Origin of the sequence: Couchioplanes caeruleus, assembly GCF_023499255.1 — a bacterium.
GTDB classification, from domain to species: domain Bacteria; phylum Actinomycetota; class Actinomycetes; order Mycobacteriales; family Micromonosporaceae; genus Actinoplanes; species Actinoplanes caeruleus_A.
Genome location: NZ_CP092183.1, coordinates 2,808,082 through 2,823,875 on the forward strand (window position 1 = coordinate 2,808,082; position 15,794 = coordinate 2,823,875).

The following is a 15,794-nucleotide window of genomic DNA, read 5'->3' on the forward strand; positions in this document are numbered from 1 at the left end:
AGCCTTCCTGCTATGACCCAGACCACGGCCCGTCCCGAGGCGCTCGGCTGGTCCATGGAGACCTGCACGATCGGCCGCGCCGTCGGGGTGCTCGGCGAGAAGGGGACGATCGTCGTGCTCCGGGAGGTCTTCAACGGCGTACGGCGCTTCGCGGACATGCGCGAGCACACCGGGATGCCGCGGCAGGTGCTCGCGGACCGGCTCGCCTCCCTCGTCGAGCACGGGGTGCTGCGGCGCGTGCCGTACCGGGAGCCGGGCTCGCGGATCCGCCACGAATACCGCCTCACCGACAAGGGCTTCGACCTCTACCCGGTGCTGCTCGCGGTCAAGGAGTGGGGCGACCGCTACCTGGCCGACCCCGGCGGCCCGCCGCTGACGCTGGCCCACCGCGACTGCGGCGCGGAGGTCCACACCGAGCTGCACTGCGCCGACGGGCACGCCGTGGGCGCGTACCGGGACGTGGTGCCCCGCCCGGGTCCGGGGGCGCGGCGCCGGGGATAGGCTGGCGCGTCGTGACCACGGCAGCCGAGGAGACCAGCGCCTGGGCGCCGTTGCGGGACAGGGTCTTCCGCGGCCTCTGGATCGGGGTGCTCGCCAGCAACGTCGGCACCTGGATGCAGACCGTCGGCGCGTCCTGGCGGCTGGTGCACGAGCCGGACGCGGCCACATACGTCAGCCTCGTGCAGACCGCCACCATGCTGCCCGTGCTGCTGCTGGCGCTGCCGTCCGGCACGCTCGCCGACACGTTCGACCGGCGACGGCTGCTGCTGGGCGTACAGCTGGGATTGTTCGCCGTGGCCGCGGCCCTGACCGCGCTGACGGCGGCCGACCGGATGCCGCCCGCGCTGCTCCTGGTCTTCACGTTCCTGCTCGGCGTCGGCCAGGCGCTGACGCTGCCGACCTGGCAGGCGGTCATCCCGGAGGTCGTGCCGCGCGGCGAGCTGGCCGCCGCGTCCGCGCTCGGCGCGGTCAACACCAACCTCGCCCGCTCGGCCGGCCCCGCGGTCGCCGGGCTGATCGTCGCGCAGGCCGGGGTTCCGGTCGTCTTCGGCCTCAACGCCGTGTCGTTCGCGGTCTTCGCGGTGGCGCTGCTGCGCCGGCCGCCGCAGGGCGGGGCGACCCACGCCGAGCGGTTCGGTCCGGCGCTGCGGGCGGGTGGCCGGTACGTGCGCTACTCGCCGATCGTCCGCCGGACCCTGCTGCGGGTGCTGCTGTTCGTGCTGCCCGGCAGCGTCGTGTGGGGGCTGCTGCCGCTGGTCGCCGACCGGGAGCTGGGCATGGGCTCCAGCGGGTACGGCGTCCTGCTGGCCGCCCTCGGCGTCGGGGCGATCCTGGGCGCCCTGCTCATGCCCCGCATCCGCGAGCGGGTCCCGCCCAACCGGCTCCTGATCCTCTCCGGCACCGTGTACGCCGCCGCGCTGCTGGTCGTGGCGCTGGTGCCGTACGCGACGGCGGTGGTGCCGGCCCTCGTGGTGGCCGGGCTGGCGTGGATGGCGCAGGTGTCGCGGATGAACGCGAGCATGCAGCTGTTCCTGCCCAACTGGGTACGCGCCCGCGGCTTCGCCGTCTACCAGGTCGTCTTCGCCGGCGGGCAGGCGTTCGGGGCGTTCGCGTGGGGTCAGGTGACGCAGGCGTGGGGGCTGCGGGCGGCGTACCTGGCCGCGGCGGCGCTCATGGCGCTGGGCACGGCCACGGTCCGGTGGCTGCCGCTGCGCGAGCAGGCCGGTGACCGCAGCGCGGCCGCGTACTGGCCGGAGCCGCACCTGATGCTCGAACCGCACCTGGACGAGGGCCCGGTCCTCGTCACCGCAACGTGGCGGGTGAAGCCGGAGAACCGGGCCGCGTTCGTCGCCGCGATGCAGGCCGTACGCCGGTCCCGCCAGCGCACCGGCGCCACCCGCTGGGGCCTGTTCCGCAACGGGGAGCACGCCGACGACTTCGTCGAGGTCTATCTGGTGCCGACGTGGGAGGAGCATCTGCGTCAGCACGAGGGCCGGCTGACCGCCAGCGACGAGCGGGAGGAGGAGCGGGCCGTGGCGCTCGCCGAGGGGCCCGCGACGGTCACCCACCTCCTGCCCGCCCACTACCCGGATTAGGCGGATGTTTCGGTTATGTTCCGTTTAACCTCATAACCATGTGCTCGCAGCAGCGGCGCAGGGAGGGGGTGCGGTGTGGCGGCCCGGCTACTGATCATCGGCGGCGCGGAGCGGCACGGCGCCTGCGGCCTGGACATCCTGCGCCGCTTCGTGGAGCTGGCCGGCGGACCCGCCGCCGACATCATCGTCATCGCCACCGCCAGCGGCGAGCCCGCCGTCCTCGAGGCCGAGTACGCCACCCTGTTCACCCGGCTCGGCGCCCGCCAGGCCCGTGGGCTGCGCATCACCACCCGCGCCCAGGCCAACGAGGCCACCGTCATCCAGGCCCTCGCCGCGGCCACCGGCGTGTTCTTCACCGGCGGCGACCAGCTGCGCATCACCACGGTCCTCGGCGGCACCCTCACCGACTCCGCCCTGCAGACGCTCGTGCAGGCCGGCACGATCGTGCTCGGCGGCACCAGCGCGGGCGCGGCGATGATGTCCGGCACGATGATCCTCAGCGGCGCGGCCCCCGGCGTCACCCGGGCCAGCGTGCGGACCGGGCCGGGCCTGGAATTCCTGCCGGGCGTGGTCATCGACATGCACTTCGCCGAGCGGGGCCGGCTCAACCGGCTGCTCAGCGCCGTCGCCATGTACCCGCACGAGCTCGGCCTGGGCATCGACGAGGACACCGCGATCCTCGCCGAGGGCGACCGCTTCGAGGTGCTCGGCTCCGGGACGGTCACCGTCGTCGACGCCGGCTGCGCCACCGACATCCGGGTCCCCGCCGACGGGCCCATCGCGCTCAGCGGGGCGCGCCTGCACGTGCTGCCTGCCGGGAGCAGGTTCGAACTGTCCGGACGCCGCCCGGTCGAGGCGGTCGCCGGGGAACGGGGACACGTCCGATGAAGATCCTCAGCCTGCGCCACCTGCGCGGCCCCAACGTCCACCTGTCCCGGCCCGCGGTCGTGGCCCGGCTGCGCCTCGACGAGCTGGCCGGGCGGGAGACCAGCGACATCGCGGGTTTCACCGAGCGGCTCCTGCGGGCGTTGCCGGGGCTCACCGAGCACCACTGCGCCGCCGGGGCGCCGGGCGGCTTCGTCAGCCGCATGCGCGGGGGCACGTACTTCGGCCACGTCACCGAGCACGTGATGCTGGAGCTGTCGCAGTGCATCGGGCGGGACGTCAGCTTCGGGCGTACGGTCTCCACCGCCGAGCCCGGGGTCTACGACCTGATCGTGGAGTGCCCGGTCGACGAGTCGCCCGGCTCCCGGCTGCCCGGCCGGCTCTTCGACGCCGCGGTCGACCTGGTCACGTCGGTGGCCGCCGGCGCCCGGGTGTCCGCGGCGGACCTGCGGGCGCGCCTCACCGAGCTGGGCGACCTCGCGGAGCGCGAGGCGACCGGCCCCAGCACCCGGTCGATCATCGCCGCGGCCCGCCGCCGCGGCATCCCGGTCGAACGGTACGGCGACCTGAGCCTGCTCCGCCTCGGCTGGGGCACCCGGCGCCGGCTCGCCTGGGCCGCCATGACCGACCGGACCAGCGGCGTGGGCATCGACATCGCCGGCGACAAGCAGGTCACCCGGCGGTTGCTCGCCGACGCGGGCATCCCGGTGGCGCCCGGCGGCGCGGCGCGCGGCGCGGAGGAGGCCGTCCGGCTGTTCGACGACCTCGGCGCTCCGGTCGTGGTCAAGCCCCGGCACGGCCGGCAGGGCGAGCACGTGGCGCTGAACCTGCGGACCGGCGAGGAGGTGGAGGCCGCCTGCGTGGCCGCGGGCGAGGACGTGGTCGTGGAGCGGTACCTGCCCGGGCGCGACTACCGGGTGCTCATCGTCGCCGGCGAGGTCGTCGCCGCGGCCGAGCGGATCGCCGCCCACGTCGTCGGGGACGGCGAGAGCACGGTCGCGCAGCTCGTCGAGCGCACCAACGCCGACCCGCGCCGCGGTACGGGGCACTCCCGCGTCCTGACCCGCATCGACCTGGACGACACGGCCGCCACGGTGCTGCAGCGGCAGGGCTGCACCGCGGACAGCGTCCCGGAGGCGGGCCGGCAGGTGTGGTTGCGCGACAACGCCAACCTCTCCACGGGCGGCACGGGCCACGACGTCACCGACCGCATCCATCCGGACGTGGCCCGGATGTGCCGGCGCGTCGCCGCGGTCGCCGGGCTCGACATCGCCGGCATCGACCTGCGCCTGGGCGACATCGCGGCGCCCGTACCGCCGGTCGGCGATCCCGACGACGTCACCGGCGGCGTGATCGAGGTGAACGCCGTACCGGGCCTGCGCATGCACCTCTCGCCGGTGCACGGGCGCTCCCGCGACGTGGGCGACGCGATCGTCCGGGCGATGTTCCCCGGCGGCTCCGACGGGCGCATCCCGACCGTCGCCGTGACCGGCACGAACGGCAAGACGTCGGTCGCGCGGATGGCCGCGCACATCCTGGCGGGCAAGGGGTTGCGGGTCGGGCTCACCACGACCGACGGCGTCAGCATCGACGGCCGTACGGTGCACCGCGGCGACGCGACCGGCCCCCGCTCGGCGCAGATGGTCCTCGGCGACCCCGGCGTGCAGGCCGCCGTGCTGGAGACCGCGCGCGGGGGCATCCTGCGCCGCGGCCTCGGCTACGACTGGACCGACGTCGGCGTGATCACCAACATCACCGCCGACCACCTCGGCCAGGACGGCCTCGGCTCGATCGAGGACATCGCGCACGTCAAGGCCCTCATCGCCGAACGCGTCAAGGACGGCGGCACGCTGGTGCTCAACGCCGACGACCCGTGGGTGCGCAGCCTGCCCGACCGTCCCCGGGTACGCGCGGACCGCAAGCGCATCGTGTGGTTCGGCACGGACGCGCGGCAACCGGTGGTCGCCACCCACCTCGGTCAGGGGGGTACGGCGTACCTGCTGCAGGACGGCTGGCTGGTGCAGGCCACGGGGGCGCGGCGGACGCCGTTGCTGCGGGCGTCCGAGGTGCCCGGGACGTTCGGGGGCGCGGCGCCGTACGCGGCCGTCAACGCCCTCGCCGCGATCGCCGCCGCCCGTGCCCTGGGCGCCTCGACGGACACGGTCACCGAACGGCTCGCCGACTTCGAGCCGCGCGTGCACAACCCCGGCCGCGGCACGGTGCTGCGCCTGGGTGAGGTCACGCTCTTCGTCGACTACGCCCACAATCCGGCGGCGCTCGCCGAGGTGCTGCGTACGCTCGAGCGCCTGTACGGCCGCGACCGCTGCGTCGCCGCGGTGACCCTGCCCGGCGACCGCCGCGACGACCTGCTGGCCGCCTGTGCCCAGGTGATCGCCGACGGCGTCACGCGCGCGGTCCTCTACGACGACGAGGACCCGCGGGGCCGGGAGCCGGGCGAGGTGTCGGCCCTCGTGGAGCGGGAGATGCGGGGACGGCGCCCGAACCTGCGCGCGGTGCGGGCGGACGGCTACCGCGCGGCGGTGGGGGAGGCGCTGCGCCTCGCCACACCGGGCGACGTCGTCCTCGTCATGTACGAGAGCCTCGCCCCGATGCTGGCGCACCTGGAGGAACTCGGCGCGGTGCCGGCGGGTCCCGCTCCGGCACCGGCGCTCCTGTCCGCCTGGCAGAACCGTGCCGTTTTGTCCCACGTTCCGGTGAGTGCGACCAACAAAGCATGATCGTCGTCGAACTTTCATCCGATCGGGCGGGGTGACGCAGGTCATTGCCCTGCGACAAGCACAACACGCTGCGTACGTGAGTCGATCTCGTAAAGCGTCCGATGTGATCGCAGCGTGATCGTCGAGCGACGGGCCGTACAGAATCCCTTGTAGATGCGTTGTATCCGGGGGGATACCCGCAAGTTTCGACGAATGGGGCAATAGCCGCGAGAAGCGACCCGTACCGCCGTCCGGGTGCCCGTGACCAGGCTTTTCATCGAAACAGGCCACCGCGCACCGCTGGCGCACGGTACGAAACGGACGGTGACGAGCCGCAGGTCATCCCCGCCGTCGAACAGTCGAGACGGAGGCCGCTCGTGGGCTAACATCCTCGCCGTCGATGGGGGATGCTCGGTCCAACGGCGGGCCGATGCCGCCCCCGGCACCAGGACACATGGCGGTGTGCTCCGGTGTTTCATCCGATCGCGCATGTGGGGGCACATGAGCACGACGGACCTGCCCGGTTCGAGTTTGCTCGCCAACCGTTACCGGTTGGTGGAGCGGCTCGGCGCCGGCGGGATGTCAGTGGTGTGGCGAGGCTTCGACGAGGTCCTCGGACGGCAGGTGGCGGTCAAGGTACTGCCCCCGTCGACGAGCGCGGACCCGTCGTTCCGGCGCCGGCTGCGGGCCGAGGCCCAGGCCGCGGCGCGGCTCAGCCACCCGCACATCACCAACGTGTACGACTACGGCGAGGCGACCACCGTCGACGGTGAGCCCGTGCCGTACGTCGTGATGGAGCTGGTCGACGGCGAGTCGCTCGCCGCCGTGCTCGCCCGGGTGCACCGGCTGCCCTGGCCGGCGGCCGTACGCATCTCCTCGGAGGTCTCCGCGGCGCTCGCCGCCGCACACGCCCGCGGCATCGTGCACCGCGACGTGACCCCGGCCAACGTGATGCTCACGCCCTCGGGCGCGAAGGTCGTGGACTTCGGCATCTCGGCGCTCATCGGCGAGAACGACATCGACCCGGACGGCAGCCTGCTCGGCACCCCGGCCTACCTCGCGCCCGAGCGGCTCGAGGGCGGCCAGGTCAGCCCGGCCACCGACGTGTACGCGGTCGGCCTGCTGATCTACCGCACGCTCATCGGCCAGCTGCCCTGGGACGTCGGCACCACGACCGCCCTGCTGCGCGCCCACCAGTACACCGAGCCGGAGCCGCTGCCGCCGGTCGAAGGCCTGCCCGGCGCGGTGTCCGCGCTGATCGCCCGGTGCCTGGAGAAGAGGCCGTCCGACCGGCCGTCCAGCGCCGAGCTCGCGCACGTCCTCGGCACCGTGTCGGCCGGCGTGCCGTCCGCGCGCGCCTTCGTGCCCGACTGGGCCGACAACGGCGAGGACACCACGATCCTGCCGTCCGCCCGGGACACCGACGGGCTCGGGCGGATCCGCCCCGGCCACGCCCGGATCGCCGACTCGGCGCCCGCCCGTGCGGGCCGGGGAGTGGCAGCCGTTCCGCCGGCCGCCGCAGCGGCAGCCGCCGACACCGACCTGGCCGGCGACGCGCCGGTCTCGCCCGCGCCCGGCGCGCCGGCGCAGCCCGTTTCCGTCGCCGAGGTCGAGGCCGCCGTGGGCACCCCCGGCCAGCCCGGGGCCAACAGCGCCCCAGCGGCACCGATGGCCCCACCGCAGCGCGGTGGCCGCAACAGCCGCTTCGGCCCGGTACCGCCCGCGCCCGCGGGCCCGGCCCCGGCCGCGTTCTCGCCGTCCGTTCCGGGCGACGACCACTCACCCGAGGCTTCTGCGGGGTCGAGCGGCCCGGCATTGCGCCCGGCGTTCGGCGCGCCGCCTTCCCTGCGGCCCCCGTCGCGCACCGACCCGTCCGCCCCGGCGCGTGCCGGCAGCGGCACCCCGCCGCCCCAGCGTCCCGGAGCGGCACCGGCCGGGGCGGCACCCGGTCCCGGCCGCGGCGGCACCACCCGGCGCCGGCGCATCGTGCTCATGGCCAGCGCGGGCGCGCTCATGGTCGGCGTCGGCGCCTGGGCGCTGAGCCTCACCACCGGCGACGCGCCCGACGACGTCGTGGTCAGCGGGGTCGGTCCGCAGCCCACCCAGCTGGTCGGCGCCAACAAGTGCGTGGTCAGCTACGCCGTCTGGTCCGACGACGGCAGCCGCTTCAAGGCCGCGGTCACCCTCGCCAACCGCGACGTCAAGGCGATCAAGAACTGGAAGCTCTGGTTCCTCATGCCGGGCGACCAGGTCGTCTCCGGCAACGGCAAGCTTGCCCTGGACCAGCAGAACCGGGCGGTGACCGTCCAGGCGAAGACGGCCCTCGACCCGCAGGCCACCCAGACGATGCAGTTCACCGGCCGCTACGAGGCCAGCAACTCCGCGCCGATGGTGTTCCAGCTCGACGGGCAGACCTGCGAGACGTTCGTGTCGCCCAAGCCGGGCGAGCCGTCGCGGCCGGTCGAGCACCTCACCAACGGCCAGGTCCGCCTCGGCCCGGTGCCGAACCGGCAGAACCCGCTGCCCGGCACCTCCGTCGACCCGAGCGGCGTCATCGTGCCGGTCCCGGTCGAGAGCGCGGACCCGGGCGCCAGCAAGCCCGTCGCCACGACGCCGGGCACGCCCATCGCGACGACAACCACCGGCGGCACCGGTACGGGCGGCACCGGCGGCAACCCGGACGACGAACCGGCCCCCGGCGTCCCCCCGGAAACCACGACGCCGGCGACCACGCCCGCCACGTCCGAGACGCCGAGCCGGGATCCGTCCCCTCCGCCGTCGTTCAACAACGGCGACGAAGAAGAGCCTCAGTCGCCGGGCGGGTTCGGGTAACAGACGCACAGTGCTGGGGCGGTGGACCGGAAAAACGCCGGTCGGCCGCCCCAGTCGCGCGTTACAGTCGCAATTGATCCCGGCAGGCACATCCGTTCCGCGGACGAACGCCCGGCCCGTGGGGTATGGGCCGGCGCGACCGAGCCACGGAAGCCGAAAACGGTACGAAGCCCTCGGCGTGCCTGCGGGCCGGCGGGACGCCCGCGAGGAAGATGGTTGATACCGGTTCGCAACCTGAGCGGATCCGGTCAGCACCGTCGCGAGCGTTAGCTGGACCTCGAGCAAGTCGTCGCACATCGGGGAGTCCGACATGATGAGCACCGTGGGGGACCTGGCGGCTGAGGCGCTGTTCGTCTCACACCTCCAGCCGTCCGAGCAGCCGAGCCGCGAAACGGTCGCCGAGGCCGTCACGGCCATGATCCTGCGGCACGGCAGTGACGGCTGCGCGGCCGTGGTGGCCGAGGAGTTCGGCGACCACCCGGAATCGGCGGTCCGCCGGATGAGCTGGGTGCGCCGCGAGCTGGGCGCGGCCATGGCCGCCCAGCGCAGCCCGCACTTCGCCAGCTGAGCCGCTCCACCGCAAGGACGCCCGGCCGGGCCTCCGGGCCGGGAAAGCCGGCCGGCGGGTGAGCATCCGGCCCTCGCCGCGGTCCGCGGCCCCCTTCGTCTTCTGGTCACCTCCGGACAGCTTCTGACCAGGCCGGCCTTGCACGGATCCCCGACCCTGCACGCCGACCGGCCTTCGCGCGCTTCCCCGTTTTCGCGCGCCGCCCTGTCTTACCGTGCCGCCGCCTCGCCTTGTGCGTGCCGCCTCGGCCTGTGCGTGCCGCCTCGGCCTGTGCGTGCCGCCTCGGCTTGGGCGTGCCGCCTCGGCCTGTGCGTGCCGCCTTCGCTTGTGCGTGCCGCCGCGGCCGGCGTGCCGCTCCGCCTCTGCGCGTCGACCGATCGCGTGCCGGCGCCGCTTTGCGGTGTGCCGGCCTTCGCCCGCTGCCCGTCCAATCACCCACGCCGCTGCGTACCGCCGCTCTAGGCTGTGGTGCCGGGCTCTCGTCCGCCCTCGCGCCGTGCCCTCCGCGGACGACCCGCGCCGGACCTGAGCCTTTTTCCGAAAAAACTCCATAAAAGCAACCGAGTTCGGCCGCCCCTGCACCCGTCGGCGACCAACGTTCTCCTCATCGGGCCGGTTCACGCACCGGCCCCGTACGAGCGAGGAGGACTACGTGACCGACACGACCGAACTCCCCGCCACCATCGGCACGACCCACGACGCGCCCTCCGCGCGGGACATCGAGGACCTGGTCCGCGAGCACATGCCGATGGTGGGCCATCTGGTCCGGGAGCTGCTGAACCGGGTGCCCGGCCATGTCCACGCCGACGACCTGTCGTCCGCCGGGTTCGCCGCGCTCCTCGGGGCCGCCCGCGCGTTCGACGTGACCCGGGGCATCCCGTTCCACCGGTTCGCCGCCGTGCGGATCCGCGGCGCGCTCCTCGACGAGCTGCGCGGGCAGGACTGGGCGAGCCGTTCCGTACGGGCCCGGGCGCGCCGCACCGCGCAGGCGCGCCAGGAGCTCACGGCCGCGCTGGGGCGTACGCCCTCCGAGGCCGAGGTCGCCGAGATGCTGGGTATCGGGGTGGCGGAGCTGGCGGCCGTCGAGGACGACGTGCAGAAGGCGGCCCTGCTCAGCCTTCAGGGTTTCCCGACCGGCGCGGCCGAGGAGATGGTGCCGGAGCTCTCCGAGGGACCCGAGGACCTGCTGCTGAAGCGGGAACGGCTGGGCTACCTGCACCAGGCGATCCAGGCGTTGCCGGAGCGGTTGCGGATGGTGGTCACCCAGTCGTTCCTGCAGGAGCAGCCGCTCAGCGAGGTCGCCGCCGAGCTGGGTGTCACCGAGTCGCGGATCTCGCAGCTGCGGACGGAGGCGTTGCGCCTGCTGCGCGAGGGGCTGAACAGCTCGCTCGCCCCGGAGCTGCTGACCGTGGCGGCGGGGGGACCGCGGACGCGGAAGGGGTGCCTCCAGCGCCGGCGCAGCGAGTACTTCGCGCGGGTGGCCGAGCAGGGGAACCTGCACACCCGGCTGGCGTTGACGGACAGTCACGGCGTACCCATCGCTTTCGCGGCCTGACCGGGCACCGGACGGCCTCCCGGACCACCGGGGGGCCGCCGGACCGGCGACGCCGGAAGCGGGGTCGCGCGTTTACGAACGTCTATGCGACGATCGCCCCGTTCCCGTCCGGGGACCGGATCTACGGGGGTTCGTCGTGCCATTCACCCTGCGTCCGGCCGTGTCCGCGGCCGCCGTTCTGACCATCGTCTCGCTCGCGGCCGGCGTGTCACCGGCCGCCGCCGCTCCCGCCCCGCCGTCGCCGGTCGCCGGCAAGCCGTTGCCGGCCACCGTGCCGGCCCCGCGCGCCACCATCGTCGCCTCGGACGTCGTCGCCACCTCGTCCACACTGGACTGCGCGAGGGTCAAGGCCGATCCGCGCAGCTTCCTCAAGGCCGGGCGGACGGAGGTCGCCTGCACCGCGCCGTCGTCCGCCGCGGTCGCGGCCGCCGCACCGGTCAGCTGCAAGGACTCGGCTCCGTCCACCTTCTGGTACAGCCGGGCGTCGCTCTGCCTCGCCGGCTACAACCGCAACCTGCAGACCGTCGACGCCTCGGGCGCGGTCACCGGCACCGCCACCGTCGAGATCGCCACCGACATGGTCTTCCAGACCCAGCGGCTGACCTGGTCGGAGAACTGGTACCTCACGCTCACCGCGGCGACCGGGCGGCTCACCACGATGGACCTGACCTGGACGGTCACCTGCGGCACCAACTGCTCGACCCGCAACACGCCCGCCGGCGCGCAGACGGTCACCGTCGGGCAGACGGTCTCCGGCACGACGACGTACTCGGTGAATCCGCTCGGGCGCGGCGAGTGGAAGCAGACGTACTCGCTGACCGCGACCGACCCGCAGGGTGACGCCATCCCGGCGCAGACCTACTCCGGCGCGCGGACGTTCCGCTGCGACCGCATCATCGGCCCGTCCGCCGGGTGCGTCGTGCCGTCGGTCGTGCCCGCGTTCGGCATGAGCAAGGCGGCCTCCGCCCATCCGCGCAGCACGCAGTCGTTCTGGTACCTGCAGCTGTACTTCCCGGACGGCTGGGGCAGCAGCACCCCGCTGCACCGCCTGATGGACTCCACCACGCAGCAGGCCGGCTACGACGCCATCTGCAACGACGGCACGTACGTGAAGGACGGCAGCGTCTACCAGGACACCTGCAACATCTTCCCGTTCGCGTCGACGTACGAGAACGGCCACCTGCTCGGCCTGCAGGCGAGCGACTGCGTGGACGGCGTCGCCCGGCAGTCCCGGGGCACCGGCGAGTGGTACGTCGACTCCCCGGCCGGAACGGTGGACTACTCGGAACACTGCATCCGCTCGCACGTCGAGGCCACCGACTACACCGAGTTCACCAACCGGCTGAACACCTTCTACCGGGACCAGCGGCTGCTCGACTACGACGCCTTCACCGTCACGGTCGTCAACTGACCTCCCGCCCCGGCAAGGAAGGCGGGCTGTCACTGGGCCGGTACCCGCAGCGAGATGGGCCGATTCATGTTTGATCCGTACGGTAACGGGAGACCTGCCCCGTATCGACAATCATGAGGGGGTTCACCCATGAGCGAGAGCCGGCTCACGTTCGTTCCGAGGTCTCGCGGCCGCAGCGCGCTCTACCTCGTCGTCGGCCTGGTGGTGGCCGTGACCACCGTGATCCAGCTGGTGCGCGGCGGCGCGGCGGTCCTGCCGGTGATCGCCCTGGTGGCGGCCCTGGCGCTGGTCGCCGTGGCCGTCATCGGACTGGTGGCGCCGCCCCGGCTCCGATGAGACGGGGCGGGCTCACTGGTCGAAGGTCGCCCGCAGCTCGGCGTTGACCAGGTGATTGAGCCGCTTGCGGAGATGCCCGAGCAGGGACGGATCCGGAAACGGCTCGTCGACGTGCAGCGTCCAGCGCAGCTGCGTGCCGCCCGCGCCGTCGGAGGCCAGGTCGAAGCGGATCCGGGCGTCGGGCCGCCGCTCCCACAGCGACGACCACACCACCACGCCCGGTGAGGCCTCCAGGATCTGCGGCGGGTGTTCATCGTCGAGCAGGTGCAGCCACGGCCGGACCGGGTCCCCGGCCGGGTCGATCAGGGCCGCGAACACCACCGCGGGCGGCGGCGGCTGCTTGCGCCTGCGCGTACCGGCCTCGAGCATGCCCGCAGCTTAGAGCGCGCCCGGCGTGGCCGCCGCCCCGTGGCCTGAGGTGCCTCGACAATGGGTAATACGTCCGAAACGGGGAGCTGCGAGCATCGCTTCGCGAGGTCAGGGAGGTCCGGGTGTTCCTCAGCCAGCACGAGCAGGAACGGCTGCTCATCCACGTCGCGGCGGACGTCGCCCGGCGCCGGCGGGAGCGCGGGCTGCGCCTGAACCACCCCGAGGCGACGGCGATCATCACCGCGTTCCTGCTGGAGGGTGCGCGGGACGGGCGTACGGTCGCCGAGCTCATGGACGCCGGGCGCCGGGTGCTGACCCGTGACGACGTCATGGAGGGCGTACCGGAGATGATCCCCGAGGTGCAGGTCGAAGCGACGTTCCCGGACGGCACCAAGCTCGTCACCGTGCACGGGCCCATCTCGTGATCCCCGGCGAGATCCTGCCGGGCGACGGGGACATCGAGATCAATCCGGGCCGGTCGGTGGTGACGCTGACCGTCCGCAACACCGGCGACCGGCCCGTACAGGTCGGGTCGCACTACCACTTCGCCGAGTCCAACGCGGCGCTCGACTTCGACCGGGACGCGGCGTGGGGGCATCGGCTGGCCGTACCGGCCGGGACGTCGGTGCGCTTCGAGCCCGGCATGCCGCGCGACGTCCGGCTCGTCCGGCTCGGCGGCGCCCGGATCGTGCCGGGCCTGCGCGGGCTCGCCGGCGGCCCGCTCGACCCGTCGCCCCGCGAGGACATCGAGCCCGCCGGCGCCCTGGACGAGGACCTGCCGGAGAACGGGAGCGCCCGATGACCGCGCTGGACCGCGGCCGGTACGCCGCCCTCTACGGCCCCACCGCCGGCGACCGGATCCGGCTGGCCGACACGAACCTGCTGATCGAGGTCGAGCAGGACCGCAGCGCCGGACCGGTCCCCGGCGACGAGGTGGTCTTCGGCGGCGGCAAGGTCATCCGCGAGTCGATGGGGCAGTCCCGGGCGACCCGCGCCGAGGGTGCGCCCGACACCGTCATCACCGGCGCGGTCGTGCTGGACCACTGGGGGATCGTCAAGGCCGACGTCGGCATCCGGGACGGCCGCATCGTCGCCCTGGGCAAGGCCGGCAACCCGGACACGATGGACGGTGTGCACCCCGGCCTGGTGATCGGGCCCGGCACCGAGGTGATCGCCGGCAACGGCAAGATCCTCACCGCCGGCGCCATCGACAGCCACGTGCACCTGATCAGCCCGACCGTCCTGGACACCGCGCTCGCGAGCGGCATCACCACGATCATCGGCGGTGGCACCGGCCCGGCCGAGGGCACCAAGGCGACCACCGTCACGCCGAACTCCTGGCATCTCGCGCGGATGCTGGAGGCGCTGGACCGGTGGCCGATCAACGTGCTGCTGCTCGGCAAGGGCAACACGATGTCCGAGGAGTCGCTCTGGGAGCAGCTGCGCGGCGGCGCGGGCGGCTTCAAGCTGCACGAGGACTGGGGCACCACGCCGGCCGTGATCGACGCCGCGCTCAAGGTCGCCGACGCGTCCGGCGTGCAGGTGGCCATCCACACCGACACGCTGAACGAGGCCGGCTTCGTCGAGGAGACCGTACGCGCCATCGCCGGACGGTCGATCCACGCGTACCACACCGAGGGCGCCGGGGGCGGGCATGCGCCGGACATCATCACGGTCGCCTCGCACCCGAACGTGCTGCCGTCGTCGACGAACCCGACCCGGCCGTACACCCGCAACACCCTCAGCGAGCACCTCGACATGCTGATGGTCTGCCACCACCTGAATTCCGCGGTGCCCGAGGACCTCGCGTTCGCCGAGAGCCGCATCCGGCCGTCCACCATGGCCGCCGAGGACCTGCTGCACGACCTCGGCGCGATCTCGATGATCGGCTCGGACTCGCAGGCCATGGGGCGCGTCGGTGAGGTCGTCATGCGGACGTGGCAGACCGCCCACGTGATGAAGGCCCGCCGGGGTGCGCTGCCCGGCGACGGCGCCGCCGACAACCTGCGGGCCCGGCGCTACGTCGCCAAATACACGATCAACCCGGCGGTCGCGCACGGCATGGCGGAGCAGGTCGGCTCGGTGGAGCCCGGCAAGCTCGCCGACCTCGTGCTGTGGGATCCCGCCTTCTTCGGCGTACGGCCGGCGCTGGTGCTCAAGGGCGGCATGATCGCGTCGGCGCAGATGGGCGACGCCAACGCCTCGATCCCCACGCCGCAGCCGGTGCTGCCCCGCCCGATGTTCGGCGCGTACGGGGTGGTCCCGGCGGCCACGTCGCTGGCCTTCGTGGCCCCGGCGGCTATCGACGCGCTGCTGGGTGACCGGATCGGCGTCAAGCGGGCGCTGGTGCCGGTGGCCGGCACCCGGTCGGTGGGCAAGGCGGACCTGCCGCTCAACGACGCCCTGCCCCGCATCGAGGTCGAGCCGGACACGTTCACCGTGCGCATCGACGGCGAGGTCGTCGAGCCCGACCCGGTGTCCGAGCTGCCCATGGCCCAGCGCTACCACCTGTTCTGATGAGCCTCGCGACGCTGCTCGTGCTCGCCGACGGGCGGCTGCCCGCGGGCGGCCACGCCCACTCGGGCGGCCTGGAGGCGGCGGTCTCCTCGGGCCGGGTACGCACCGTCGAGGACGTCGGCGAATTCCTGCGTGGCCGGCTGTTCACCGCGGGTCTGGTCGCCGCCGCCTTCGCCGCCGCAGCGTGTGCGCGACCCGGCCGATGGCCCGACCTCGACGCGGGTCCTCGTCGACCGGCAGATCTTCGTGGTCGACGTGGCCGGCGGCGACAAGGTGCCCCGCAAGGGTGGCCCCGGCGTCACCGCGGCGGACCTGCTGGTCATCAACAAGACCGACCTCGCACCCCTGGTCGGCGCGGACCTGTCCGTGATGGACCGGGACGCCCGGGCCCGCCGCGGCGACCTGCCCACGGTGTTCCTGTCGCTGACCGAGGACCGCGCGGCGACACCCGTCGCGGAGTGGATCCGGGGGCTCGTCGCGGCCCGGATGCCGGCGTGACCCGGGTGTG

The 15,794-nt window shown here is 73.7% G+C and carries 14 protein-coding genes; 13 read left to right on the forward strand and 1 reads right to left on the reverse strand.

What is annotated here, in order from left to right; genetic code table 11:
* Positions 1–12: 12 nt before the first annotated feature.
* The 9 genes from COUCH_RS13140 to COUCH_RS13185 all read left to right on the forward strand — a co-directional run bounded on the left by COUCH_RS13140 (position 13) and on the right by COUCH_RS13185 (position 12,400).
* Entirely contained in the window at positions 13–501 is a 489-nt protein-coding gene (locus tag COUCH_RS13140) for a winged helix-turn-helix transcriptional regulator (RefSeq protein WP_249612360.1), read from the forward strand.
* Between the two features lie 11 nt (positions 502–512).
* Complete coding sequence (locus COUCH_RS13145) at positions 513–2,096, forward strand: MFS transporter (RefSeq protein ID WP_249612361.1); 1,584 nt, start codon at positions 513–515, stop codon at positions 2,094–2,096.
* A 75-nt stretch (positions 2,097–2,171) separates the two neighbouring features.
* Entirely contained in the window at positions 2,172–2,984 is an 813-nt protein-coding gene (locus COUCH_RS13150) for a cyanophycinase (protein WP_249612362.1), read from the forward strand.
* Positions 2,981–5,719: a cyanophycin synthetase gene (gene cphA / locus COUCH_RS13155; RefSeq protein ID WP_249612363.1), complete on the forward strand. Its 2,739-nt coding sequence runs from the start codon at positions 2,981–2,983 to the stop codon at positions 5,717–5,719. The genes COUCH_RS13150 and cphA overlap by 4 nt, the downstream gene beginning before the upstream one ends.
* Positions 5,720–6,199: 480 nt before the next feature.
* On the forward strand, positions 6,200–8,530 hold the full coding sequence (locus COUCH_RS39160) for a protein kinase domain-containing protein (protein ID WP_430640927.1): 2,331 nt from the start codon (positions 6,200–6,202) through the stop codon (positions 8,528–8,530).
* Positions 8,531–8,840: 310 nt separating this feature from the next.
* On the forward strand, positions 8,841–9,098 hold the full coding sequence (locus tag COUCH_RS13170; RefSeq protein ID WP_249612364.1) for a hypothetical protein: 258 nt from the start codon (positions 8,841–8,843) through the stop codon (positions 9,096–9,098).
* 652 nt (positions 9,099–9,750) lie between these two features.
* Positions 9,751–10,653 (forward strand): sigma-70 family RNA polymerase sigma factor, encoded by a 903-nt coding sequence (locus tag COUCH_RS13175; RefSeq protein ID WP_199513554.1) that lies wholly within the window; start codon positions 9,751–9,753, stop codon positions 10,651–10,653.
* A gap of 136 nt (positions 10,654–10,789) precedes the next feature.
* The gene (locus COUCH_RS13180) at positions 10,790–12,064 is read left to right on the forward strand and encodes a hypothetical protein (protein WP_249612365.1); all 1,275 of its coding nucleotides are present in this window, start codon (positions 10,790–10,792) and stop codon (positions 12,062–12,064) included.
* A 129-nt stretch (positions 12,065–12,193) separates the two neighbouring features.
* Positions 12,194–12,400, forward strand: a complete 207-nt coding sequence (locus tag COUCH_RS13185; protein WP_249612366.1) for a hypothetical protein — start codon at positions 12,194–12,196, stop codon at positions 12,398–12,400.
* A gap of 12 nt (positions 12,401–12,412) precedes the next feature.
* On the opposite strand, the gene COUCH_RS13190 is transcribed toward COUCH_RS13185, so the two are convergent.
* Positions 12,413–12,769 (reverse strand): hypothetical protein, encoded by a 357-nt coding sequence (locus COUCH_RS13190; protein WP_249612368.1) that lies wholly within the window; start codon positions 12,767–12,769, stop codon positions 12,413–12,415.
* Between the two features lie 122 nt (positions 12,770–12,891).
* Between COUCH_RS13190 and COUCH_RS13195 the strand changes: the two genes are divergently transcribed.
* The 4 genes from COUCH_RS13195 to COUCH_RS13210 all read left to right on the forward strand — a co-directional run bounded on the left by COUCH_RS13195 (position 12,892) and on the right by COUCH_RS13210 (position 15,784).
* Positions 12,892–13,194, forward strand: coding sequence for an urease subunit gamma (locus COUCH_RS13195; RefSeq protein ID WP_199513552.1), 303 nt, complete (start codon positions 12,892–12,894; stop codon positions 13,192–13,194).
* Positions 13,191–13,571: an urease subunit beta gene (locus tag COUCH_RS13200; RefSeq protein ID WP_249612369.1), complete on the forward strand. Its 381-nt coding sequence runs from the start codon at positions 13,191–13,193 to the stop codon at positions 13,569–13,571. Before COUCH_RS13195 ends, COUCH_RS13200 begins: the two co-directional genes overlap by 4 nt.
* Positions 13,568–15,286: an urease subunit alpha gene (locus COUCH_RS13205; protein ID WP_249612370.1), complete on the forward strand. Its 1,719-nt coding sequence runs from the start codon at positions 13,568–13,570 to the stop codon at positions 15,284–15,286. Before COUCH_RS13200 ends, COUCH_RS13205 begins: the two co-directional genes overlap by 4 nt.
* Before the next feature lie 132 nt (positions 15,287–15,418).
* Positions 15,419–15,784 (forward strand): GTP-binding protein, encoded by a 366-nt coding sequence (locus COUCH_RS13210; RefSeq protein ID WP_430640928.1) that lies wholly within the window; start codon positions 15,419–15,421, stop codon positions 15,782–15,784.
* The last annotated feature ends 10 nt before the right edge of the window (positions 15,785–15,794 follow it).

Excerpts from the sequence above, each read along its gene's own strand:
- COUCH_RS39160 (WP_430640927.1), top strand. The coding sequence starts at position 6,200 with ATGAGCACGACGGACCTGCCCGGTTCGAGTTTGCTCGCCAACCGTTAC.
- COUCH_RS13170 (WP_249612364.1), top strand. The coding sequence starts at position 8,841 with ATGATGAGCACCGTGGGGGACCTGGCGGCTGAGGCGCTGTTCGTCTCA.
- COUCH_RS13185 (WP_249612366.1), top strand. The coding sequence starts at position 12,194 with ATGAGCGAGAGCCGGCTCACGTTCGTTCCGAGGTCTCGCGGCCGCAGC.
- COUCH_RS13205 (WP_249612370.1), top strand. The coding sequence starts at position 13,568 with ATGACCGCGCTGGACCGCGGCCGGTACGCCGCCCTCTACGGCCCCACC.
- COUCH_RS13190 (WP_249612368.1), bottom strand. The coding sequence starts at position 12,769 with ATGCTCGAGGCCGGTACGCGCAGGCGCAAGCAGCCGCCGCCGCCCGCG.
- cphA (WP_249612363.1), top strand. The coding sequence starts at position 2,981 with ATGAAGATCCTCAGCCTGCGCCACCTGCGCGGCCCCAACGTCCACCTG.
- COUCH_RS13140 (WP_249612360.1), top strand. The coding sequence starts at position 13 with ATGACCCAGACCACGGCCCGTCCCGAGGCGCTCGGCTGGTCCATGGAG.